This is a genomic window from Rhodoluna sp. (genome assembly GCF_049276775.1).
Taxonomy (GTDB): domain Bacteria; phylum Actinomycetota; class Actinomycetes; order Actinomycetales; family Microbacteriaceae; genus Rhodoluna.
This window is the reverse complement of record NZ_JBASXC010000073.1, coordinates 1-21,209: the sequence shown is the minus strand read 5'-3', so window position 1 is coordinate 21,209 and position 21,209 is coordinate 1. Positions and strand designations below refer to the sequence as shown.

Annotated in this window: 24 protein-coding genes; all 24 read left to right on the top strand. The window is 52.0% G+C overall.

Annotation, left to right across the window (positions count from 1 at the left end; genetic code table 11):
• Positions 1 to 276, top strand: a 276-nt coding sequence (locus WAO31_RS04805; RefSeq protein ID WP_509590915.1) for a S4 domain-containing protein, incomplete at its 5' end; no start/stop codon positions are given.
• A gap of 25 nt (positions 277 to 301) precedes the next feature.
• Entirely contained in the window at positions 302 to 655 is a 354-nt protein-coding gene (locus tag WAO31_RS04800) for a DUF948 domain-containing protein (RefSeq protein ID WP_509590913.1), read from the top strand.
• Between the two features lie 4 nt (positions 656 to 659).
• Positions 660 to 902, top strand: coding sequence for a hypothetical protein (locus WAO31_RS04795; RefSeq protein ID WP_509590910.1), 243 nt, complete (start codon positions 660 to 662; stop codon positions 900 to 902).
• A 9-nt stretch (positions 903 to 911) separates the two neighbouring features.
• Positions 912 to 3,569, top strand: coding sequence for an alanine--tRNA ligase (gene alaS / locus WAO31_RS04790; protein WP_509590907.1), 2,658 nt, complete (start codon positions 912 to 914; stop codon positions 3,567 to 3,569).
• Positions 3,570 to 4,037, top strand: coding sequence for a Holliday junction resolvase RuvX (ruvX, locus tag WAO31_RS04785; protein WP_509590904.1), 468 nt, complete (start codon positions 3,570 to 3,572; stop codon positions 4,035 to 4,037). It begins immediately after the preceding gene.
• A complete protein-coding gene (gene mltG / locus WAO31_RS04780; protein ID WP_509590901.1) occupies positions 4,030 to 5,097 on the top strand; it encodes an endolytic transglycosylase MltG in 1,068 nt (355 codons plus the stop codon). Before ruvX ends, mltG begins: the two co-directional genes overlap by 8 nt.
• Positions 5,087 to 5,908, top strand: coding sequence for a shikimate dehydrogenase family protein (locus WAO31_RS04775; RefSeq protein ID WP_509590898.1), 822 nt, complete (start codon positions 5,087 to 5,089; stop codon positions 5,906 to 5,908). Before mltG ends, WAO31_RS04775 begins: the two co-directional genes overlap by 11 nt.
• Before the next feature lie 37 nt (positions 5,909 to 5,945).
• Positions 5,946 to 7,139: a chorismate synthase gene (gene aroC, locus WAO31_RS04770; protein ID WP_509590895.1), complete on the top strand. Its 1,194-nt coding sequence runs from the start codon at positions 5,946 to 5,948 to the stop codon at positions 7,137 to 7,139.
• A complete protein-coding gene (locus tag WAO31_RS04765) occupies positions 7,139 to 7,636 on the top strand; it encodes a shikimate kinase (protein WP_509590893.1) in 498 nt (165 codons plus the stop codon). The genes aroC and WAO31_RS04765 overlap by 1 nt, the downstream gene beginning before the upstream one ends.
• Positions 7,629 to 8,705 carry a 3-dehydroquinate synthase gene (gene aroB / locus WAO31_RS04760; protein ID WP_509590890.1) on the top strand — a complete coding sequence of 359 codons (1,077 nt, stop codon included), beginning with the start codon at positions 7,629 to 7,631 and terminating at the stop codon, positions 8,703 to 8,705. Before WAO31_RS04765 ends, aroB begins: the two co-directional genes overlap by 8 nt.
• Before the next feature lie 10 nt (positions 8,706 to 8,715).
• Positions 8,716 to 9,150 carry a type II 3-dehydroquinate dehydratase gene (locus WAO31_RS04755; RefSeq protein WP_509590888.1) on the top strand — a complete coding sequence of 145 codons (435 nt, stop codon included), beginning with the start codon at positions 8,716 to 8,718 and terminating at the stop codon, positions 9,148 to 9,150.
• Positions 9,151 to 9,208: 58 nt separating this feature from the next.
• Positions 9,209 to 9,772, top strand: coding sequence for an elongation factor P (gene efp, locus WAO31_RS04750; protein ID WP_509590885.1), 564 nt, complete (start codon positions 9,209 to 9,211; stop codon positions 9,770 to 9,772).
• A gap of 3 nt (positions 9,773 to 9,775) precedes the next feature.
• Positions 9,776 to 10,195, top strand: a complete 420-nt coding sequence (gene nusB, locus WAO31_RS04745) for a transcription antitermination factor NusB (protein WP_509590882.1) — start codon at positions 9,776 to 9,778, stop codon at positions 10,193 to 10,195.
• 74 nt (positions 10,196 to 10,269) lie between these two features.
• The gene (pyrR, locus tag WAO31_RS04740; RefSeq protein WP_509590879.1) at positions 10,270 to 10,800 is read left to right on the top strand and encodes a bifunctional pyr operon transcriptional regulator/uracil phosphoribosyltransferase PyrR; all 531 of its coding nucleotides are present in this window, start codon (positions 10,270 to 10,272) and stop codon (positions 10,798 to 10,800) included.
• Complete coding sequence (locus WAO31_RS04735) at positions 10,797 to 11,744, top strand: aspartate carbamoyltransferase catalytic subunit (protein ID WP_509590876.1); 948 nt, start codon at positions 10,797 to 10,799, stop codon at positions 11,742 to 11,744. The genes pyrR and WAO31_RS04735 overlap by 4 nt, the downstream gene beginning before the upstream one ends.
• A complete protein-coding gene (locus WAO31_RS04730) occupies positions 11,737 to 13,032 on the top strand; it encodes a dihydroorotase (protein ID WP_509590873.1) in 1,296 nt (431 codons plus the stop codon). The genes WAO31_RS04735 and WAO31_RS04730 overlap by 8 nt, the downstream gene beginning before the upstream one ends.
• Entirely contained in the window at positions 13,032 to 13,508 is a 477-nt protein-coding gene (locus WAO31_RS04725; RefSeq protein WP_509590871.1) for a PH-like domain-containing protein, read from the top strand. Before WAO31_RS04730 ends, WAO31_RS04725 begins: the two co-directional genes overlap by 1 nt.
• A 3-nt stretch (positions 13,509 to 13,511) precedes the next feature.
• On the top strand, positions 13,512 to 14,651 hold the full coding sequence (gene carA / locus WAO31_RS04720; protein WP_509590868.1) for a glutamine-hydrolyzing carbamoyl-phosphate synthase small subunit: 1,140 nt from the start codon (positions 13,512 to 13,514) through the stop codon (positions 14,649 to 14,651).
• Complete coding sequence (gene carB / locus WAO31_RS04715) at positions 14,651 to 17,950, top strand: carbamoyl-phosphate synthase large subunit (protein WP_509590865.1); 3,300 nt, start codon at positions 14,651 to 14,653, stop codon at positions 17,948 to 17,950. Before carA ends, carB begins: the two co-directional genes overlap by 1 nt.
• The gene (gene pyrF / locus WAO31_RS04710; protein ID WP_509590862.1) at positions 17,943 to 18,770 is read left to right on the top strand and encodes an orotidine-5'-phosphate decarboxylase; all 828 of its coding nucleotides are present in this window, start codon (positions 17,943 to 17,945) and stop codon (positions 18,768 to 18,770) included. The genes carB and pyrF overlap by 8 nt, the downstream gene beginning before the upstream one ends.
• The gene (gene gmk / locus WAO31_RS04705; RefSeq protein WP_509590859.1) at positions 18,767 to 19,327 is read left to right on the top strand and encodes a guanylate kinase; all 561 of its coding nucleotides are present in this window, start codon (positions 18,767 to 18,769) and stop codon (positions 19,325 to 19,327) included. Before pyrF ends, gmk begins: the two co-directional genes overlap by 4 nt.
• Before the next feature lie 16 nt (positions 19,328 to 19,343).
• Positions 19,344 to 19,598, top strand: a complete 255-nt coding sequence (gene rpoZ / locus WAO31_RS04700) for a DNA-directed RNA polymerase subunit omega (RefSeq protein ID WP_509590856.1) — start codon at positions 19,344 to 19,346, stop codon at positions 19,596 to 19,598.
• Between the two features lie 13 nt (positions 19,599 to 19,611).
• Positions 19,612 to 20,811 (top strand): bifunctional phosphopantothenoylcysteine decarboxylase/phosphopantothenate--cysteine ligase CoaBC, encoded by a 1,200-nt coding sequence (coaBC, locus tag WAO31_RS04695; protein WP_509590853.1) that lies wholly within the window; start codon positions 19,612 to 19,614, stop codon positions 20,809 to 20,811.
• The coding region (locus WAO31_RS04690; protein ID WP_509590850.1) for an S-adenosylmethionine synthetase N-terminal domain-containing protein at positions 20,808 to 21,209 on the top strand (402 nt) is incomplete at its 3' end. The genes coaBC and WAO31_RS04690, both read left to right, overlap by 4 nt.

Genomic DNA, 21,209 nt, shown 5'->3' with positions numbered 1-21,209 from the left:
CACCGCCACATCTTGGTCGATGGCCAAAGAGTTGACCGCCCGTCTTTCCGTGTCAAGCCAGGACAGCTTGTGCACGTGCACGAGAAGAGCGAAAAGACAGAGCCTTTCCAGGTCGCAGCTGCTGGAGGGCACGTTGATGTTCTTCCGCCGGTACCTGGGTACCTAAGTGTTGAAATCGAGAAGCTTCACGCAACACTAGAGCGTCGACCACTACGAGCAGAGGTTCCAGTCACCTGTGAAGTTCAGCTCGTAGTTGAGTACTACGCAGCAAGATAGTTTCTAATTAGTTAGGGAGGGCGCCATGTCTGGATCTGAGATTGCAAGCTTAATCGCTGCCGGTGGATTCGTGGTCCTGGTGCTTTTCCTGGCCGTACCAATTTTGAAGCTCGGAAAGCTAATCGACAAAAGCGCAGACTCATTGATGTCAATGACCGAAGAGCTGACACCGATGGTGGCCGAACTTACCGTAACCCTTGAAGAAACCAATCGCCAGCTAAAGAAAATCGACTCGATAACTACGGATGTTTCTGCGGTGACCACGAACCTTTCTTCTATGGTCGCTGTTTTCACATCCGCCATGGGCGGGCCGCTTTCTAAACTGGCAGGCCTTGGTGGATTGCTAAGCAACTTGCTAGGAAAGAAAAAGAAGAGGTAGTCGCATGAAGAAACTTGTTTGGTTTATGGCCGGTATCGCACTCGGAGCCGTTGCTGCAAGACAGATTGAAGAAAACCCTGCCGCGCGTAAGGCCTACGAGGATGCTAAGGCGTCCGTTTCGGAATTTAGAGACGCAGTTCTTGAGGGCTTTGAAGAGCGCGAGGCTGAGATTGCCAAGCCAAGGCCAAAGCGGAAGCCTGCAGCGGTAAAGAAGACCGGACCAAAGTCCAAGCCTGCTGGCAAGTAAGGGTTCAAATTGAAGACCGCCGAGATTCGTCGGCGCTGGCTGAAATTTTTCGCCAGCAAAGATCATGAGATTGTTCCTTCGGCATCCCTGATATCTGAGGACCCAACTCTGATGTTCACGGTTGCCGGCATGGTGCCATTTATCCCGTACATGACTGGGTTGGTGCCGGCTCCTTATAAACGCGCGACTAGCGTACAAAAGTGTGTGAGAACCCTAGATATAGAAGAGGTTGGAAAAACTACTCGGCACGGCACATTTTTCCAGATGAATGGAAACTTCTCCTTTGGTGACTACTTCAAGAACGATGCGATTTCCTATGCCTGGGAATTTCTTACCTCTAGCACAGAAGCGGGGGGACTCGGCATAGATCCGGAGCGTCTATGGGTGACCGTATACCAGGACGACGACGAGTCGATAAAGATCTGGCAAGAAGTTGCCAAGATTCCAATGGCAAGAATTCAAAAGCGTGGCATGAAAGACAACTACTGGTCCACCGGTCAGCCCGGGCCAGCGGGACCATGTTCGGAAATATATTTTGACCGTGGCCCCGAATATGGAGTGGAGGGCGGACCGGAAGCGGACGAAGATCGCTACATAGAAATCTGGAACCTGGTGTTCATGCAGTTCGAACGTGGCGCTGGCACCGGCAAAGACAGTTTTGAAATTCTTGGCGAGCTTCCTTCAAAGAATATCGACACCGGTATGGGACTTGAGCGCGTTGCGTTTTTGCTTCAGGAAGTTGACAACCTCTACGAGATTGACGAGGTCAGGCCGGTTCTTGATCTAGCCGCCAAGCTTTCCGGTAAAAATTACGGCGATGACGAAAATGACGACATCAGACTTCGCGTAGTCGCCGATCACGTACGTTCGGCCCTAATGCTAATCGGCGATGGTGTGACCCCAGCCAATGACGGAAGGGGATACGTCCTGCGGCGATTGCTTCGCCGGGTCGTTAGAGCGATGCGCTTGCTAGGTGTTGAGGCTCCGGTCTTCAAAAAGCTGTTCACGGCATCCAAGGACGCCATGAAGGAAAGCTATCCAGAGCTTGAAACCGACTTTGAAAGAATCTCAAGAACCGCCGTCAACGAAGAAGAGGCCTTCCTTCGAACCTTGAACTCGGGACTGTTGGTGCTTGATGAAGAGATCACCAAGGCTAAAGGGTCTAAGGCTAAGAGCCTTACCGGCGACAGCGTGTTTTTGCTTCATGACACCTACGGCTTTCCAGTCGATCTGACTTTTGAAATTGCTCAGGAGGCCGGGTTAGACATCGATCGAGACAAGTTCACCTCTTTGATGAACATACAGCGTCAGCGTGCAAAGGATGACGCCAAGCAGAAGCGCTCCACCAATGCCGACCTCTCGGTCTACGGAGAGTTTCGTTCGCTAGGAACAACCAAGTTCACCGGATACCAAGAGTTAATCTCCAGCGCAAAGGTTGTCGGCCTGATTCGAGACGGTGAAGTTGTAGAGTCCCTGGTCACTGGCGAAAGTGCTGAAGTGATTTTGGATGAGACCAGTTTTTACGCCGAGTCCGGTGGTCAGGACAGTGATTCGGGTCTGATTGTTGCCAACGGCGTTGTTTTGGAAGTTTTGGATGTTCAAAAACCAGTGAAGGGCCTGGTTAGCCACTCCGTTGTTGTTAAACAAGGCGCAGTAGGTATCGGGGATAAAGTTACCACCGAAGTATCACCCGACTGGCGACTCGGTGCCGCGCAGGCCCACTCGGCAACTCACGTTGTGCACGCAGCCCTTCGTCAGGTTCTTGGACCGCAGGCTCTCCAGTCCGGTTCCTATAACAAGCCGGGCTACATGCGTCTTGATTTTTCTTGGAGTGAGGCACTAGCGCAAGCTACGAAGACTGAAATTGAAGAGGTTACGAACCTAGCCATTAGGGCGGATCTTGCAGTGAGCGCTCAGTTTATGACCGTGCAGGAAGCAAAGGACTTCGGTGCCGTTGCACTTTTCGGTGAGACTTACGACGAGAGCGTTCGAGTTGTTCAAATCGGCGGCCCCTGGTCCAGGGAACTATGCGGTGGAACGCATGTGTCTAGAAGCTCCCAGGTTGGGCTTGTTTCTCTAATCGGTGAGTCCTCGGTTGGTTCTGGTTCCAGAAGACTTGAAGCATACGTGGGCTTCGAGGCGTTTCAATTTTTAGCGGCCGAGAGAGCGTTAGTTTCGGTCCTTACCGAATCGCTTAAGGTTCCTCGCGAGCAGCTAATAGAGAAGGTCACTGCAACAATTGATGAGCTTCGTAGCGCACAAAAGAAACTTGCGTCTCTTGCGATGAACGAGCTAAAAGCTCGAATTCCGCAATTTGTTGAAACTGCAAAGCTGGTTGGCTCCACCAAACTTGTTGCTGAAAGTATTGGGGAAGTGGACTCGGCGGAGCAAGTGCGCGAGCTCACGGTGGCTCTTCGCGAGAAGCTGGAACCAGCAGCCGCCGTGGTGGCGGTAGCGGGGTCTTCCGCCGGCAAGGTTATCTTCTTGGTCGCAACCACCAAAGCAGCTCGCGATTCCGGTATCGGCGCCGGCAAGCTTGTAAAGGAAGCCTCAGAGATATTGGGTGGCGGCGGTGGCGGAAAAGACGACATTGCCCAGGGTGGCGGGCCGGAAGTGGCTTCGTTGGATAAGGCATTCGCTGCCGTCGAAAGATCAATCAGCGGCTAGATGAGAAAAGGCAAGCGATTAGGAATCGATGTTGGTTCGGTTCGTATTGGATTAGCCAGCTGCGATGCCGACGGAATCCTGGCTAGCCCACTTCCTGCCCTGGGAAGATCATCCAGTGATGACGATGTAGCGGTCGACATCAAAAATTTGGCAGAGAAGCTTGAGGTCATTGAAGTGCTAGTTGGGGATCCGATTTCTATGTCGGGAAAAATCACCAGCTCAACATCAGATGCCAGGAAGCTCGCCTTGGAAATCGCAGCTGTCATTACGGTTCCGGTCCGCTTGGTAGATGAGAGACTTACAACCGTGAGTGCTCAAATGAAGTTGCGTCAGTCCGGTAAAGATTCCCGCGAGGCCAAGACCCTTATCGATAGCGCCAGCGCAGTTGAAATACTTGAGCACGCACTCGCGACTGAACGCCTAACCGGTAATGCTCCAGGAGTACTAGTGGGCGATGTTGATGACTAGAAGGTCCGAGCGTCGAAAAAGGCGCCTATTTGTCACAATCTCAGTTTTTGTTTTGAGTTTTGGTCTCATAGGGACCAGTTTTGTCGCATTGAATTATGACGCCATAAGGGATCAGTATCTTAGACTTACTTCACTTGATTTTGAAGGTCCCGGAGCTGGTGAAGTAGTTATTCGAATTGAAGCTGGCGAAGAGGGATTGTCGATTTCGGAGAAGCTTTTAGAGGCCGGCGTTATCAGGGACTTCGACAGTTTTTATCGTTATCTGATTGAGCAAAACGCAGTGTTTTACCCAGGCAGCTTCATGCTCAGGCTCCAGATGAGTAACGCGAGTGCGTTGGAAGTTTTGTCCAATCCAGCCAACGCGATGACCTATCGGGTCACAATTCCAGAAGGCTTCCGAGCGATTCAAATTTTCGAAGAACTTGCCAAGGTCTCCGGAATTCCAGAATCGGAGTTTAGAAAAGCAGCCGAGAACTTGCGGGGTCTTGGCATCCCGGAGGAAGCGCCAACAATTGAGGGGTATCTATTTCCCGCAACCTACAGCTTCGATAAGGAAGCCACGGCCGAGAGCATCATTGAAACGATGGTTGCACGCATGCAACAAGAGTTTTCTGATCTCGGAATTCCTCAGAGGCAATGGCACGAGATATTAACTCTCGCTTCGATCGTTCAACGCGAGGCCAAGCTAGAGGCTGATTTTTACAAGGTCGCTAGGGTATTCACCAACCGGCTTGCTATCGACATGCGCCTTGAAACCGATCCAACCATCACTTACAGCTTCAGCGGTAAGGACATGTCGGAGGTTAGTCGTGAAGAGCAGATTGAACACGGATACAACACGTATCTTTTGCCTGGGCTGCCTCCTGGACCGATTGCCTCACCGGGATCTTTGGCAATCGATGCAACCCTGAATCCGGTCCCGGGGGACTGGCTGTTTTTTGTGACCATCAATCTTGCAAGTGGTGAAACCAAGTTCTCAAGAACTTTGGCTGAACATGAGTCTTGGGTTGTGTTTTTGCGTGCTTGGGAGCGAGAGAATCCGAACTGGTATGACGAGTAAGTTCTGTGTGGTTGGGTCGCCGATTGCCCATTCGCTATCCCCGGTTCTTCACCGCGCCGCATATAAGTATCTGGAGCTCGACTTTTCCTACGAGGCGCAAGAGGTTAGGCAAGGCAAACTGGCCGCTTTTCTCGAAGGCTCCGATTTTCAGGGCTTATCGGTCACCATGCCATTGAAGCCCGAGGCCTTTGGCTTGGCTGTTTCGCAATCCGAGCAAGCCACCCTAACTGGCGCAGTAAATACCCTGACCAGGACTGCGGGCGGTTGGCATGCCTCGAATACAGACATCTACGGCTTAACCCAAGCTCTGAAAACCATTTCACGACCTTCCAGCACGGTAATTCTTGGAGCGGGGGCAACAACCGGCTCCGCCCTCACAGCGCTAGCGGAGCTCTTTCCGGACTCCCAGGTCAAGGTGATGGCAAGAGATGATATGGCTATAAATAGAAGCGTCGAGTTCGGACTCTCGCTTGGTCTCGAAGTCTCGGGTTCAGCGGTGTCGTCCGAAGCAATTATCAATTCAGATCTCGTTTTATCCCTTGTGCCAGCCGGGTCTTTTGTTGATACCTGGTCCGAGGTTTCCAGAGCCCAAGCTGCCAGAAACGGTTGGCTCTTTGACGCTAGCTATAACCCCTGGCCCAGCTTGCCCGCGACTTCTTGGGGGAGTAAGCGAGTAATTTCTGGCCTTGAGATGCTGATTTGGCAAGCTATTGAGCAAGTGGCTCAATTCGCCGCCAGCGTTGGTAAAGACATTGAGCTTGATAGGCCGGCCGTGTATGAAGTTATGAAGCAGGCGCTTTCAAACAATTAGCGCCTGCTTGGTACTTGACTGTGAGAGAATTGAAAACATGTTGCGCTGGCTAACTGCGGGGGAATCCCATGGACCTGAGTTGGTCGCGATTGTCGAAGGGATGCCAGCCGGGGTGTCACTAACAACAGCTGATGTTCAGGCAGCTCTTGCCAGAAGACGTCTAGGCTTTGGCCGCGGTGCCAGGATGAAGTTCGAGCAGGATGAGGTTAGCCTCAGCGGTGGAGTAAGGCACGGTCTAACTCAAGGCGGACCAGTTGCCATAACAATACAAAACACCGAGTGGCCCAAGTGGGAACAGATCATGTCCGCCGACCCTGTCGATGCCTCCGAACTTACCGGTGCCCGCGCTGAAGCACTGACCAGACCGCGTCCCGGACACGCCGATTTCACTGGAATGCAAAAGTATGGCTTTTTGGATGCCAGGCCGGTGCTAGAGCGCGCTAGCGCGAGGGAAACCGCGGCTCGGGTTGCTCTGGGTGAGGTTGCTGCAAAATTCTTATCCGCCCTAGGAATTCAACTGGTGACCCACACCGTCTCGATCGGCCCAGTTGCATACACAGACCATGAACTTCCAACACACAGTGATGTGGCTGCACTGGATGAAGATCCGGTTCGCTGCTTTTCTAGGTCGGTTTCTGAACTAATGGTTCAGGAAATCGACGATGCCCATAAAGCCGGTGACACCTTGGGTGGAGTGGTGGAGACACTGGCTTATGGACTGCCGCCGGGTCTTGGGTCTTACGTGCAATGGGATCGTCGCCTAGATTCGCAGCTAGCGGCTGCCCTGATGGGTATCCAAGCAATCAAGGGTGTTGAGGTTGGCGACGGATTTGAAACCACTCGCAGACGCGGTTCGGTCGCACACGATGAAATCGAGCGCGATGCTAATGGGCTGGTTAGAAGATCCACCGGCCGTGCCGGTGGTATCGAGGGTGGAATGTCTACCGGTGAAGTGCTTAGAGTTCGTACCGGCATGAAACCAATTTCGACGGTGCCAAAGGCACTGGCTACCATTGACGTTGCAAGCGGTGAGGCCTCTAAGGCCCACCACCAAAGATCGGATGTTTGCGCCGTGCCAGCTGCGGGGATTGTTGCCGAAGCTATGGTTGCTCTTGTATTGGCGAATGCGGTTCTGGAGAAGTTTGGCGGGGACTCAGTTGCGGAAACTAAGCGTAACCTTGACTCTTTCTTGAAGAGTGTTCCTGAAGTTCTAAAGTCCTTCGATAGCTAATGGCGGAATCGGTGGTACTGGTTGGCCCCATGGGTGTTGGAAAAACTACGATCGGTAAAAAACTAGCCAAGCAGCTTGATCGCGTGTTCATTGATACCGATAAGGAAATTGTCAAAGAGCACGGGTCAATCAGCAAAATCTTTGACAAGTTTGGCGAACAGCATTTCCGGGAGCTCGAATCCACCCATCTTGCTATGGCACTGAGCTCCGGTGGGGTTGTTGCAACCGGGGGAGGCGTAGTGACCCAGCCCGCCAACCGGAAAGTGTTAAAGGATAGCTTCGTGATTTACCTTTCTTCGAACGGCCGTCACATGGCCTCCAGGCTTTTAACAGGAAGGCGGCCGCTGCTGAAAAACGGCATGGCTGATTGGAAGAGAATCTACGAAGAGCGTAAGCCGTACTACCTTGAGGTTTCAAACTTTGAAGTGGAAACCAGTAGCAAGCCACTGGCCGTAATCGTGGCAGAGATTGTTGAGTTGGTGAACGCCCGTGGCTGAGATCACAAGAATTACCGTCGGGGCTGAAAAACCTTACCCGGTTGTCATAGGCAGAAACCTCCTGGAGGATGTTCCTCAATTCATTCAGGGCGCGAAGAAAGTTCTTGTCGTGCATCCAGTTGGACTTGCCGTATCCGCCGAACAACTCAGAGATTTTTTGATCACCCAGGGCTTTGAGGTGCTCCTTGCCGGTGTTCCTGACAATGAGGAAGCCAAGCGGATTGAGGTAGCCGCATTTTGCTGGGGGGTTTTGGGCAAGGCAGAGTTTTCCCGAACTGACATGGTCATTGGCTTTGGCGGTGGCACCATAACCGACCTTGCGGGCTTCGTCGCAGCAACTTGGCTAAGGGGCGTTGGAATCGTCCAGATTCCAACCACTTTGCTCGCGATGGTGGACGCAGCCGTTGGTGGCAAGACAGGGGTAAACACCAGCGAAGGCAAAAACCTAGTGGGCGTATTCCATTCACCCTCGGCAGTTGTGATTGATTTGGAGACTTTAGCCACCCTTCCTAAAAATGAGGTTTTGGCCGGTTTTGCCGAGGTCGTGAAGTGTGGGTTCATAAGTGATCCTGAAATACTTACAATCATTGAGTCAGATTTCGAGAAGGCGGTTGATCCGAGTACCGATGAGTTTGTTGAGCTTGTTCGTCGAAGCGTTCAGGTGAAAGCAGATGTTGTGGCTTCGGACTTTAGGGAATCTGGTCTTCGGGAAATTCTTAACTACGGGCACACCCTTGGGCACGCCATTGAGCTTGCAGAGCGCTACAAGTGGCGACACGGGGCAGCAATATCAATCGGGATGATTTTTGTGGCGGAGCTGGCCCACCTAAATGGACGGCTCTCGATTGAGGCGGTCCAAAGACACAGGGAGCTATTCACCAAGCTTGGCCTTCCAACAAACTACCCGGCCGAGAAATGGCCTCAGTTGCTTGCCAACATGCAGATTGACAAGAAATCCAGGGGTGGGAACCTAAGATTCGTGGTCTTGGATGATATTGGGAAACCGACCATCATGCACGCCCCGACTGAAGAGATCTTGTTCGCTGCTTATCAGGAGATAGCGAAGTAGGCTGACCATTATGAAATCTGTACTTGTTCTAAACGGACCAAACCTCGGCCAATTGGGCTCAAGGGAGCCCGAAATTTATGGCGAGATGAACCTCACTGCACTAACACAAATGCTCGAGACTCTGGCAGAGCAGTTATCTATCTCCGTCTCGGTTCAGCAGTCGGACTCCGAGTCTGTCTTGATGTCTGCAATTCACGATGCCACAGCTAAGGGCATTGATGTGGTGCTGAACCCTGCAGCTTTTACTCATTACTCATACGCGTTAGCTGATGCATGTAAGGCCCATACCGCAAGCGGCGCCAAGCTAATAGAAGTACACATTTCAAATCCGCACGCGCGTGAGGAGTTTCGTCACAAAAGCGTGATTTCTCACGCGGCAACTGGCGTTATTGCAGGGTTTGGATTCAATTCTTATCTGCTAGCTCTTCGTCAGCTTGCCGGCTAAGCGGCTAGAATCAAGTAAACCCAATCCACCAAGTAAGAAATTAGAGTAGTCACGACCTATGGCAACCTCAAACGACCTAAAAAACGGACTTGTACTAAACATCGACGGCCAGTTATGGACCGTGATTGAATTCCAACACGTCAAGCCTGGCAAGGGCCCGGCCTTTGTTCGCAGCAAGCTAAAGAATGTTCTGAGCGGAAAGGTTGTTGAGCGCACTTTCAACGCTGGCGTAAAAGTGGATACGGCGAACGTCGATAAGCGCGAGATGAACTACCTATACAGGGACGGCTCAGGGTACGTGTTCATGGACAACCAGAATTACGAACAAATGACTTTGAGTGAAGAAGTGGTGGGAGACGGTAAGAACTACCTTCTCGAGAACCAGGCTGCGGTGGTGGCCGTATATGAGGGCAACCCGATCTATGTCGAGCTGCCGGCTAACGTCGTTCTCGAAATCACCTACACCGAGCCTGGCCTACAGGGAGACCGTTCCAGCGGTGGTACCAAACCAGCTACCGTCGAAACAGGGCTGCAGATACAGGTGCCTCTGTTCATTGAGCAAAACGTCAAGGTTCGAGTTGACACCAGAACCGGCGAGTATCTCGGCCGAGTGACCGATTAGCAATTGAGCTCTAGAACTAAATCCAGAAAGATGGCTCTCGATGCCATCTTCGCCGCCGACATGCGTAAGCAGAATCCAGTTACGCTTCTTGAAACTACAGCAGAAGGGCAAGTAGACCGACAGAACCAGCAGGAGATTGTCGGTTACGCCAAGCAGATCGTAGTTGGGATTACTGAGCTCCATTCCGACATTGATGAGCGAATAGCTTCTTTTTCTCATAAGTGGTCGATTGACCGCATGCCGGCCGTCGATAGAGCGGTCTTGCGGGTTGCGGTTTGGGAAATCCTGTTCAACGAGGAAGTGCCTGATCAGGTGGCCATTTCGGAGGCGGTCAATTTGGCTAAGGAATACTCGACTGAGGAGTCCGGGGTTTTTGTGAATGGTCTTCTTTCTGCGATTTCAAACACAAAGGCTGCAAAATAGCCCTAAGGTGCTATTCTCTTTTTAGCAACATCCTTTAATGACCGTCCAGTGAGGCGGAGAAGGAGGTAGGCGTTTTGCCAAAACGCACTGTCTTGAGCGCCGATGATCTTTCTCGGGCAATTACTCGTATTTCTCATGAGATTCTTGAATTAAATCACGGTCCTGAAAATCTCGTTCTTCTTGGCATCCCGACTAGGGGAGTCTTTCTAGCCGAGCGCATAGCCTCGATTATCAAGGAACACTCTGGTCACGAGATTATTGTCGGGTCTTTAGATGTAACTATGTATCGCGATGATCTGTCGCAGCAACCGACTCGTGGACCGGGAGTCACCTCTATCCCGACTAGCGGAGTCACTGGTGCAACGGTTGTTTTGGTTGATGATGTTCTGTATAGCGGGCGCACGGTCCGAGCAGCACTCGATGCCCTAAACGATCACGGAAGACCACATTCGGTTCGACTCGCAGTACTGGTTGATCGCGGTCATAGGGAGCTACCGATACGAGCGGATTTTGTTGGGAAAAACCTCCCGACATCCTCTGTCGAGCACATCTCCGTGAAGCTGGCAGAATCCGATGGAGTGGACGAGGTCGTGATCGAATCGTGAAACATCTACTCTCGGCTTCGGAATTTAGTCATGACCAGGCGGTCGCCATGCTCGATCTTGCCGAGGACATGGCGGAGGTGAACGACCGTGAGGTTAAGAAGCTTCCAACCCTCAGAGGAAAAACCGTGGTGAATCTCTTCTTCGAGGATTCAACCAGAACCCGTATATCTTTTGAGCTGGCCGCAAAGCGACTCTCCGCCGATGTCATTAACTTCGCTGCGAAGGGCTCATCGGTTTCCAAGGGGGAATCGCTAAAAGACACCGCGCAGACTCTTGAAGCTATGGGGGCCGATGCAATAGTCCTTAGGCATGGTTCCAGCGGGTCAGCATTTCGACTTGCACACACTGACTGGGTCGAATCCTCAATCATTAACGCGGGTGATGGCTCCCACGAGCACCCAACTCAGGCGTTGTTGGACGCAATGACGATTAGGCAAAGCCTCTTGGATGACGTAAGGGGCAAGGACCTCGCCGGAATCAGAGTGCTGATTGTCGGTGATATTTCACACTCTCGTGTGGCTCGCTCGAATTTGATTTTGCTGGAAACACTCGGTGCAGAGGTTCATGTCTGTGGACCGGCTACTTTGGCCCCCAGCGCTTTAGTTGCTGGGAATAGAGTTCACTATCTTTTGGATACCGCAATTGAGACTGTAGAGCCAAATGTGGTGATGATGCTCAGGGTCCAGCAGGAAAGAATGTCTGCGTCATTTTTCCCATCGGAGCGGGAGTATGCGAGGGTTTGGGGTCTAAACAAATCAAGACTTTCAGCGCTTGGTCCAAAGACAATCATTATGCACCCGGGACCAATGAACCGAGGTCTCGAGATCGATGCAGCAAGTGCGGACAGCAAAACTTCGAGAGTTCTGGATCAAGTCAAAAACGGTGTGTCAGTTCGCATGGCCGTGCTTTACTCACTTCTGTCGGGGGATAAGACAAATGACTAAAAACTATGTTCTGAAAAGCGCTCTGGATACCCAGGGCAAGCCGGTAGAAGTTGTTATTGAGGACGGGCTAATTTCCAATTCAGTAACAAACGGTCTGGAGCACGAGGTTATCGACTGCAGCGGCCTTGTCGTTTTACCAGGCTTTGTTGACCTGCACACACATCTGCGCGAACCGGGATTCGAGCAGTCAGAAACTGTTGCCTCAGGTTCTCGCTCGGCCGCAGCAGGAGGATTCACAGCGATTCACGCAATGGCAAACACTTTCCCGGTTGCCGACACCGCAGGAGTCGTCGAGCAGGTTGCAAGGCTCGGGCAAGATGCTGGGCTTGTGTTTGTTCAACCAATAGGTGCTGTCACAGTTGGCTTAAAGGGTGAGCAGTTGGCTGAGCTAGGGGCTATGGCTCAGTCCAAGGCAAAGGTGAGGATTTTCAGCGATGACGGAAACTGCGTTCACGATCCAGCTCTAATGCGACGCGCGCTCGAGTACGTCAAGGCGTTCGGTGGCGTAATTGCTCAGCACGCCCAAGAACCACGACTTACCGTGAACTCACAAATGAACGAGGGAGAACTCTCGGCCAAACTAGGACTCGCCGGATGGCCTGGGGTTGCCGAAGAGGCAATCATCGCGCGGGACTTAATGCTCACCGAACTAACCCAGTCAAGGCTGCACGTGTGCCACGTTTCTACCGCTGGTTCAGTTGAGTTGATTCGTCAGGCAAAGCTTCGAGGCGTCCAGGTGACCGCAGAAGTCACTCCTCACCACCTTTGGCTTACCGAGGATCTGGCAGGCAGCTATGACCCACTTTTCAAGGTCAACCCACCACTTCGAAGAAAGACCGACGTTGAGGCTCTTCGGTCCGGCCTAATCGACGGCACCATCGATGTCATTGCAACCGACCATGCCCCACACCCCAAGGAATCAAAGGACACCGATTGGGCGAGCGCCGCTTTCGGGATGGTTGGCCTCGAGGCCGCATACACAATTTCGCAACTGGTCCTGATTGATTCAGGGAAGTCGAACTTTGACAGACTCGCGGAGGTACTTTCGAAAACTCCCGCTTCCATAAGTGGCCTCTTGGATCAGGGCAACTATCTTGAGGTTGGAAAACCGGCGAACTTGACTGTGGTGGACCCTAACTTTGAATTCACTGCCTCTGCAAAGACCAACAGTATGAGTGAGAACAACCCCTATCAAGGCCAGAAGTTCAAAGGGTCAATTGTGCATACGATTTATGGCGGAGAATTTAGTTTTAGAGACAAGACTGTAGTAGAAAAGGAATCCCGCTAATGGAGACATATCAGGTTGGGCTAATCGCACTCATTGTTTTTGCGTTTATAGGATTTCTCGTTTACCAGTCCTGGACTAGAAAGATGCGCAAGCATGACGAGGTAATTGAGGCTCCGCAATCGCTGGAATTTTCAACGGTTGGCGAGGTTTCTCAGTATGTGGCTACTGTCTTCGCCGGACGTCCTTTGGATCGTGTACTGGGTCACGGACTTGCCCATCGCGGCAATGCGACCGTGCTGGTTTCTCCCGATGGAGTGGCAATTTACAGGAGAGGTGAAAATAGCTTTCTGATTCCGGCGAAAGATGTGATCGGCATCTCGCAGGAAAGCACGGTTATAGATAGAGCGGTAGAAACCGATGGACTGATAGCCATAGCCTGGAACCTCGGAGGAACCGAACTTCAGACCTACCTGCGATTCGTTGGGGCCTCTGAACGCACTTCAGCTCTTTCCAAGCTGAAAGATTTGGTGGTTTGAATTATGTCAAAAGCAAAACTTATTCTTGAAGACGGCAAGGTATTTGAAGGTACAGCCTATGGCGCAGAAGGTCAGACTCTCGGCGAGATAGTTTTTGCCACCGGCATGACCGGCTACCAGGAAACCCTGACCGACCCTTCCTACGCTGGTCAGATTGTTGTTCAGACCGCACCCCACATCGGTATCACCGGTGTTAACACCAGAGATCAAGAGTCCAATCGAATTTGGGTCTCTGGGTACGTAGTTCGGGAACCGTCCCGGATGGTCTCTAACTATCGTGCGGAAAGATCTCTAGACGATGAGCTGGAGGAGAATTTTGTTGTCGGTATTAGCGGTATAGACACCCGTGCATTAACGCGTCACATTCGCTCCCTCGGTGCAATGCGAGCCGGTATTTTTTCAGGACCAAGAGGAGAGCAGTCTTTAGACCGGCTGATTGAGATTGTCCGCGAGGCGCCAGAGATGAAGGGGCAATCACTGAGCTCCACCGTAACGACCCCAGATTCATACGAAGTTCCGCACATGGGACAGTTTGTCGGCCGAGTTGCAATCTTGGATCTTGGCATAAAGCGCTCGACTATTGACCACATGATTAACAGGGGTTTGGTTGTGACGGTCCTTCCTGCCTCGGCAAGTATCGATACCGTCTTGGCTGCAAAACCCGACGCTGTGTTCTTCTCAAACGGGCCAGGGGACCCCAGCGCTTCGGCTGCTCAAGTTGTGCTATTGAAGGAGATTCTGGAACGCCGAATTCCATTTTTTGGTATCTGCTTTGGAAATCAGCTTTTAGGTAGAGCTCTAGGGTTTGACACCTACAAGCTTCCCTTTGGCCACCGCGGCATCAATCAGCCGATTTTGGATCGCACCACCGGACGAGTGGAAGTGACGGCACACAATCACGGGTTTGCTGTCCGCGTGCCAGGTGGCGAGACCGGCGACTTGGTGAATTCTCCAGCTGGTTTTGGAAAAGTTCGAGTTTCTCACGTAAATCTCAACGATGATTGTGTTGAAGGCTTGGAGTGCGTAGACATTCCTGCATTCTCGGTGCAGTATCACCCCGAAGCCGCCGCCGGCCCACACGATTCGAGTTATTTATTTGATCGCCTGGTTGACATGATTACCTCGCGCGGGGGTTCAAACTAATGCCGCTAAGACCGGACATAAGAAGCGTTTTAGTGATTGGATCTGGCCCAATCGTGATCGGTCAGGCCTGCGAGTTTGACTACTCGGGCACGCAGGCTTGCCGAGTCCTTCGCGAGGAAGGCATACGAGTGATTCTCGTAAATTCAAATCCCGCGACGATTATGACTGATCCGGACTTTGCTGATGCAACTTACGTGGAGCCGATTACCCCACAGGTAATTGAAGCGATTATTGCCAAGGAAAGACCTGACGCAATCTTGCCCACCCTTGGCGGTCAGACAGCACTCAACGCTGCGCTAAGACTTCATGAGCTTGGAGTACTGGAAAAGTACAACGTGGAACTAATCGGTGCAAACATCGCCGCAATCAATGCTGCTGAGGATCGACAGTCATTTAAACAACTCGTTCTTGATGCCGGAGCCGACGTTGCCAAATCGGTAATCGCCAAGAACATGGCCGAGATTCTTGCCGGCGCAAAACAGCTTGGTTACCCGCTTGTAGTTAGACCATCATTCACGATGGGCGGCCTTGGCTCGGGTTTTGCCCACAACGAGGACGAGTTGATACGCATCGCTGGGGCCGGGCTTCAGGCCAGCCCTACAACCGAGGTGTTGCTTGAAGAATCAATAACTGGGTGGAAAGAGTATGAGCTCGAGCTCATGCGGGACCGGAACGACAATGCTGTTGTAGTTTGTTCGATTGAGAACGTTGACCCGGTTGGAGTTCACACCGGCGATTCAATAACCGTCGCTCCAGCACTTACCCTGACAGACCGTGAGTATCAAAACCTCCGTGATATTTCAATTCAGATTGTACGCGACGTAGGAGTTGATACCGGTGGCTGCAACATTCAGTTTGCTGTTGACCCAGTGTCCGGTCGTGTAATCGTGATTGAGATGAACCCTCGAGTAAGTCGTTCTTCTGCCCTGGCATCCAAGGCCACCGGCTTTCCGATTGCAAAGATTGCGGCCAAGCTGGCAGTTGGCTATACCCTGGATGAAATTCCCAACGACATCACCAAGGTGACGCCGGCTAGTTTTGAGCCAACGCTTGACTACATTGTGGTCAAAGTTCCGAGATTCGCTTTTGAAAAGTTTCCAGCAGCAGATCCAACTCTGACAACGACAATGAAGTCGGTTGGCGAAGCTATGGCAATTGGAAGGACCTTCTCACAGGCTCTTCAAAAGGCTCTTCGTTCTCTTGAGAAGAGAGGATCCTCTTTCCATTGGAACCACACCGTCACCCCCGTTGAGGATCTCTTGGAGTCAATAAAGCGTCCAACTGACGGCAGAATTGTTGACATCCAGCAGGCCCTCTATAAGGGTGCAACCAGTGCGCAGGTATTTGAAGCCACTAAAATCGACCCATGGTTCCTGGATCAAATTGTCCTGATAAACGAAATTGCCAAGCAAATTAGGGAAGCTCTAGATCTAACGCCGGAGCTAATCAAGCTCGGAAAAATGCACGGTTTTAGTGACCACCAAATTGCTGAGCTAAGAAGACTCTCCGAGGCGGATGTTAGAAACCTGAGGTACAAGCTTGGAATGCGACCGGTTTACAAAACGGTCGACACCTGTGCTGGTGAGTTCCCAGCTTTGACTCCGTATCACTATTCAACTTACGAGCAGGAAACCGAAGTGGTCGCCTCGCCTCGTAAAAAAGTCATCATCTTGGGGTCGGGACCGAACCGCATCGGTCAGGGAGTCGAGTTTGACTACTCCTGCGTACACGCATCCTTTGCGCTTTCAGACGCCGGGTTTGAAACCATCATGATCAACTGCAATCCCGAGACAGTTTCTACCGACTACGACACCTCTGACCGTCTTTATTTTGAACCGCTCACTCTTGAGGACGTTCTTGAGGTTATCCACGCCGAGGCAGCATCAGGAGAGATTGTTGGGGTGGTTGTTCAGCTAGGCGGACAGACAGCACTCGGTTTAGCCCAGGGCCTAAAACAAGCTGGGGTTCCAATCCTTGGAACCTCTCCGGATGCAATTGACCTCGCCGAAGAACGCGGTTCCTTCTCTCGAATCCTTGACAAAGCCGGTCTGTTAGCGCCCGCCAACGGCACTGCTACGACCTTATCTGAGGCAAAACTTATCGCCGAGAGGATTGGATACCCAGTTTTGGTGCGGCCTTCATACGTTCTTGGTGGACGTGGAATGGAAATTGTCTACGAGCCAGAGGGTATGGATGACTACTTCAGGCGCATTGAGGACCAGGCGATTGTGGGCGCTGATCACCCCCTTCTAGTTGATCGATTCCTAGATGATGCAATTGAGATTGACGTTGATGCTCTCTATGACGGTATCGAGCTTTACGTAGGTGGAGTCATGGAGCACATCGAAGAAGCGGGAATTCACTCGGGAGACTCAAGTTGCACGCTTCCACCAATCACTTTGAGCGAGGCACAGATTTCTCGAGTTCGCGAGGCCACTGAAAAGATTGCAAAGGGAGTAGGAGTCAGGGGTTTGTTGAACGTTCAGTTCGCTCTGGCTGCCGATGTGCTTTATGTGCTTGAGGCTAACCCGAGAGCTTCTCGAACGGTGCCGTTTGTGTCCAAAGCACTCGGCATAACCCTTGCTAAGGCAGCCTCGCTTGTAATGGTCGGAAAATCAATTGCTGAGCTGAAGAGTGAAGGGCACCTTCCTTTGCTCGACGGAACGTTCATTCCACCTAATTCACCGATCTCAGTGAAAGAAGCGGTTCTTCCTTTCAAGCGCTTTGCTACTCCGGACGGTAGGTATGTCGACTCGCTGCTCGGTCCGGAAATGCGTTCTACCGGAGAAGTAATGGGCATAGACGTAGATTTCCCCAAAGCTTTTGCCAAGTCACAAGCTGCCGCCGGCAGCTCACTCCCAACCAGCGGCCGCATATTTATTTCTGTAGCAGACCGCGACAAGCCCCAGATGCTTCTTGCGGTTCGCCGTCTTGACCAGCTCGGCTACGAAATCCTCGCAACTGCTGGTACCGCTCAAATTCTTCAGCGACACGGAATTAGAGCCAAAGCGGTCCGCAAGCACAGCGAGGGCTCGTCTGAAACCGAGGGCCCAACCATTGTTGAACTCATTACCGCGGGGGAGGTTGACGTTGTGGTGAACACCCCAACCGGATCGGCAGCCAGGAAGGATGGCTACGAAATCAGAGCTGCCACCACAGCAGCGGACAAACCAATCTTTACGACTCTCGCTCAGCTGAGCAGTGCGATCGGCTCTTTTGAGGCCGTCATAGCCGGGCCATTTGATGTCAGATCGCTTCAAGAGCACGCGGCCGATCGCAAGGCGGCTCTCGGTGTCTAGTTTTGGCCTGAGACTAAGTGAGGCTTTTTCCAAAAATGGGCAGCTTTGTGTAGGCATTGACCCCAGCTCCGAACAGCTTTTGAGTTGGGGGCTCCCCGATAGCGCCAAGGGCGCGAAGGAATTTGCTCTGCAGATTATCGAGGCTTGTGTAAATCAGGTGGGAATTGTTAAGCCGCAGGTTGCTTTTTTTGAGCAGTTTGGTGCGGCTGGACTGCTAGTTCTGTCCGAGATTCTGGAGCGGGCTAGCGGCGCAGGGCTTCTAGTCATAGCGGATGCAAAGCGCGGTGACATTGGATCTTCGATGGCCGGCTACACCAGAGCATGGCTCACGTCCGAGGCTGCTTTCCAGGCGGACGCACTGACTGTCAGCCCGTTCCTTGGTCTTGAGAGCCTGCGCCCTGCAGTCGAAACGGCAATCGATAGTGGTAAGGGTGTGTTTTTGCTCTCGGCAACATCGAATCCTGAGGCGGCTATCATCCAGCAGGCAGCAACCGCCGGAGGTTCAATCGCGTCGGAAGTGGCGTCATTTGCTGCGTCGTTCAATGCAGCTGGGCTTGGTTCCGTTGGTGTCGTGGTGGGGGCAACTCTTACGCTTAGCGATTTTGACTTGAGTGCAGATTCGTTTCCAAGCACACCCATTTTGATGCCGGGGTTCGGGGCTCAGGGAGTAAATCTCGCTGAAACAAGAACCCTTTTTGGAAATCTGACTGAAAACCTTATTTGCAGTGTGTCCCGATCAGTTGCTGGCCAATCAAGCTCTGGACTAATGGAGCGAGTCGCTTCAGCTAAGCAACAACTCATCCAGGGAGTGCAGCAATGATTGCCGCGGGCCAGCTCATGGTTATCTCTGGACCCTCAGCCGTTGGCAAGGGCACCTTGGCCAAATTCATAATCGAAAACTACGAGGGTTTCCATCTTTCAGTGTCGGCCACCACAAGAAGCCCGCGAGAGGGCGAGATTGACGGAGTTTCCTATTTCTTCGTGACGGAAAAGGAATTTGACGTCAGGGTCGCGGAGGGTCAGATGCTGGAGTGGGCCACCGTTCACGGAAAGCATCGCTACGGCACGCCGAGGGCCTCAGTTGAGGAGTTTCTGACGCAGGGAAGAAACGTTTTGCTTGAGATTGACATCCAGGGGGCGTTTCAAGTTAGGGAGTCCTTTCCGGAGGCGATTTTGGTCTTTGTGGAGCCCCCGAGCTTTGAGGAGCTCAGGAATCGTCTTGATAAAAGGGGAACCGAGTCCGAAAAGGATAAGGAGATTCGGCTTGAAACCGCCCGGGTTGAGCTTGATTCCGCGAAGCTGTTTGATTTCGTTGTGATCAACGATGAGGTGGCCAGATGTGCCCAAGAGGTCGTAGACTTGTCTAAATCCACCTAATCTCAGGGAAGTCATTATGTCTGAAAAACTCGAAGGAATTGTTTCGCCCTCAATTGACAAGTTGATGGATCGCGTTGACTCCAAGTACGAACTGGTTATGTTTGCCGCAAAGCGCGCACGCCAGATCAATGACTACTACTCGGCTCTGCACGAGGGCAGTCTGTTCAGCAATGTTGGTCCGCTAGTAGATGTGACAATCGACGAAAAGCCTCTAACCATTGCACTGCACGAAGTTGACCAGGGTCTTCTGGCAAAGCGTCACCTAGACTAAACGGCTTCAAGAAGTGGCCAATTTAGTCGTCGGTGTGACCGGTGGCATAGCGGCATATAAAAGTGCACCGCTGATTCGACTTTTCTCCGAAGCTGGCCACAGCGTTCAAGTAGTCGCTACCGAAAACGCCTTTAATTTCATCGGCAGGGCAACACTCGAAGCCTTGTCTAAAAACCCAGTTTCAATCGTTGACCCCGACTTGTTTACCGACGTCGATCAGGTAAAGCACATTGCCATAGCAAAAAGCGCAGATCTAATTGTTGTGGCGCCTGCAACAGCGTCCTTCATCGCCAAGGTGGCTGCCGGTATAGCCGATGATCTACTAACCACTACAGTGCTTGCAGCTACTGCTCCGGTTGTTTTAGCCCCTGCAATGCATACGGAAATGTGGCAGGCCGCTTCCACAGTTCAAAACATCAGAACACTTGAGGCCAGAAACTTTTCAATTGTTTCGCCCGGCATAGGTCGACTCACGGGCGAGGACACTGGAATTGGCAGACTGGCCGAGCCCGAGGAAATTTTCGACGCTGCACTTAGCCGCCTAAACGGTCCTCTTACCGGATTCAAGGTTTGTGTGACCGCTGGCGGAACAAGAGAGCCGATTGACGCGGTTCGTTTTATTGGAAACTACTCTTCCGGTAAGCAGGGTATTGCCTTTGCAAAAGCGGCCAAACATCTAGGCGCTGAGGTAACTGTGATAGCGGCGAATATTGAACAAGAGAGCCTGTTGGGTTTTGACGTGGTGCACGTGAGGACAACATCCGAGCTTCGGGATGCTCTGATGGAGCAAGTGCAGAACCTAGACATATTGGTCATGGCCGCAGCGGTAGCAGATTTTTCAAGCCAACACCCATCCTCCGATAAGATCAAGCGCTCCGAAATCGGAGAGACACTATCGCTTACTCTCACTGCAAATCCGGACCTCCTGAAGGAGTTTGTCGAGGCGAATAGGAAAAATCCAAACCGGGTATTTACCGTCGGTTTTGCTGCAGAAGCCGGAGGAAATCTGGAAGGCCTCGGTAAAGCAAAGCTTGAGTCGAAGGGGTGCGATTTCATAGTTGCCAACGATGTTTCGAATGGTGCGGTTTTTGGAAGTACCAACAACAGTGTGCTGCTCATTTCTCGCGAATCCACTAGTGCCCATCAGGGAAGCAAGGCAAGTGTAGCCTCCGCCGTGATGGGTGTAGTAGCTAGTAAAGTAAGTAAACTATGAGCGCATTGAGGCAATTCACATCCGAATCCGTCACCGAGGGGCATCCAGACAAAATCTGCGATCAGATATCGGATGCAATTCTTGATGCAATGCTCGCCGAAGATACCAACGCTCGTGTTGCGGTTGAAACCATGGTTACAACGGGACTTGTTCACGTTGCAGGCGAAGTATCCACTTCTGGTTACGTCGAGATTCCGACCATAATCCGGGAGACTGTTTTGGGTATCGGCTACAACTCATCCAAAATCGGTTTCGATGGTGAAAGCTGTGGGGTTTCAATCTCGATTGGTCAGCAATCTCCAGATATCGCTCAAGGTGTTGACTCGGGACTCGAAGCTCGTGACCTTGGCTCCACCGATAAGTTTGAATCGCAGGGCGCCGGAGATCAAGGCATCATG

What these genes read in the sequence shown, in the direction of transcription:
- WAO31_RS04800 (WP_509590913.1), top strand. Translation starts at nt 302, where the DNA reads ATGTCTGGATCTGAGATTGCAAGCTTAATCGCTGCCGGTGGATTCGTG.
- WAO31_RS04795 (WP_509590910.1), top strand. Translation starts at nt 660, where the DNA reads ATGAAGAAACTTGTTTGGTTTATGGCCGGTATCGCACTCGGAGCCGTT.
- ruvX (WP_509590904.1), top strand. Translation starts at nt 3,570, where the DNA reads ATGAGAAAAGGCAAGCGATTAGGAATCGATGTTGGTTCGGTTCGTATT.
- mltG (WP_509590901.1), top strand. Translation starts at nt 4,030, where the DNA reads ATGACTAGAAGGTCCGAGCGTCGAAAAAGGCGCCTATTTGTCACAATC.
- WAO31_RS04775 (WP_509590898.1), top strand. Translation starts at nt 5,087, where the DNA reads ATGACGAGTAAGTTCTGTGTGGTTGGGTCGCCGATTGCCCATTCGCTA.
- aroC (WP_509590895.1), top strand. Translation starts at nt 5,946, where the DNA reads ATGTTGCGCTGGCTAACTGCGGGGGAATCCCATGGACCTGAGTTGGTC.
- WAO31_RS04765 (WP_509590893.1), top strand. Translation starts at nt 7,139, where the DNA reads ATGGCGGAATCGGTGGTACTGGTTGGCCCCATGGGTGTTGGAAAAACT.
- WAO31_RS04755 (WP_509590888.1), top strand. Translation starts at nt 8,716, where the DNA reads ATGAAATCTGTACTTGTTCTAAACGGACCAAACCTCGGCCAATTGGGC.
- efp (WP_509590885.1), top strand. Translation starts at nt 9,209, where the DNA reads ATGGCAACCTCAAACGACCTAAAAAACGGACTTGTACTAAACATCGAC.
- WAO31_RS04730 (WP_509590873.1), top strand. Translation starts at nt 11,737, where the DNA reads ATGACTAAAAACTATGTTCTGAAAAGCGCTCTGGATACCCAGGGCAAG.
- WAO31_RS04725 (WP_509590871.1), top strand. Translation starts at nt 13,032, where the DNA reads ATGGAGACATATCAGGTTGGGCTAATCGCACTCATTGTTTTTGCGTTT.
- carA (WP_509590868.1), top strand. Translation starts at nt 13,512, where the DNA reads ATGTCAAAAGCAAAACTTATTCTTGAAGACGGCAAGGTATTTGAAGGT.
- carB (WP_509590865.1), top strand. Translation starts at nt 14,651, where the DNA reads ATGCCGCTAAGACCGGACATAAGAAGCGTTTTAGTGATTGGATCTGGC.
- gmk (WP_509590859.1), top strand. Translation starts at nt 18,767, where the DNA reads ATGATTGCCGCGGGCCAGCTCATGGTTATCTCTGGACCCTCAGCCGTT.
- rpoZ (WP_509590856.1), top strand. Translation starts at nt 19,344, where the DNA reads ATGTCTGAAAAACTCGAAGGAATTGTTTCGCCCTCAATTGACAAGTTG.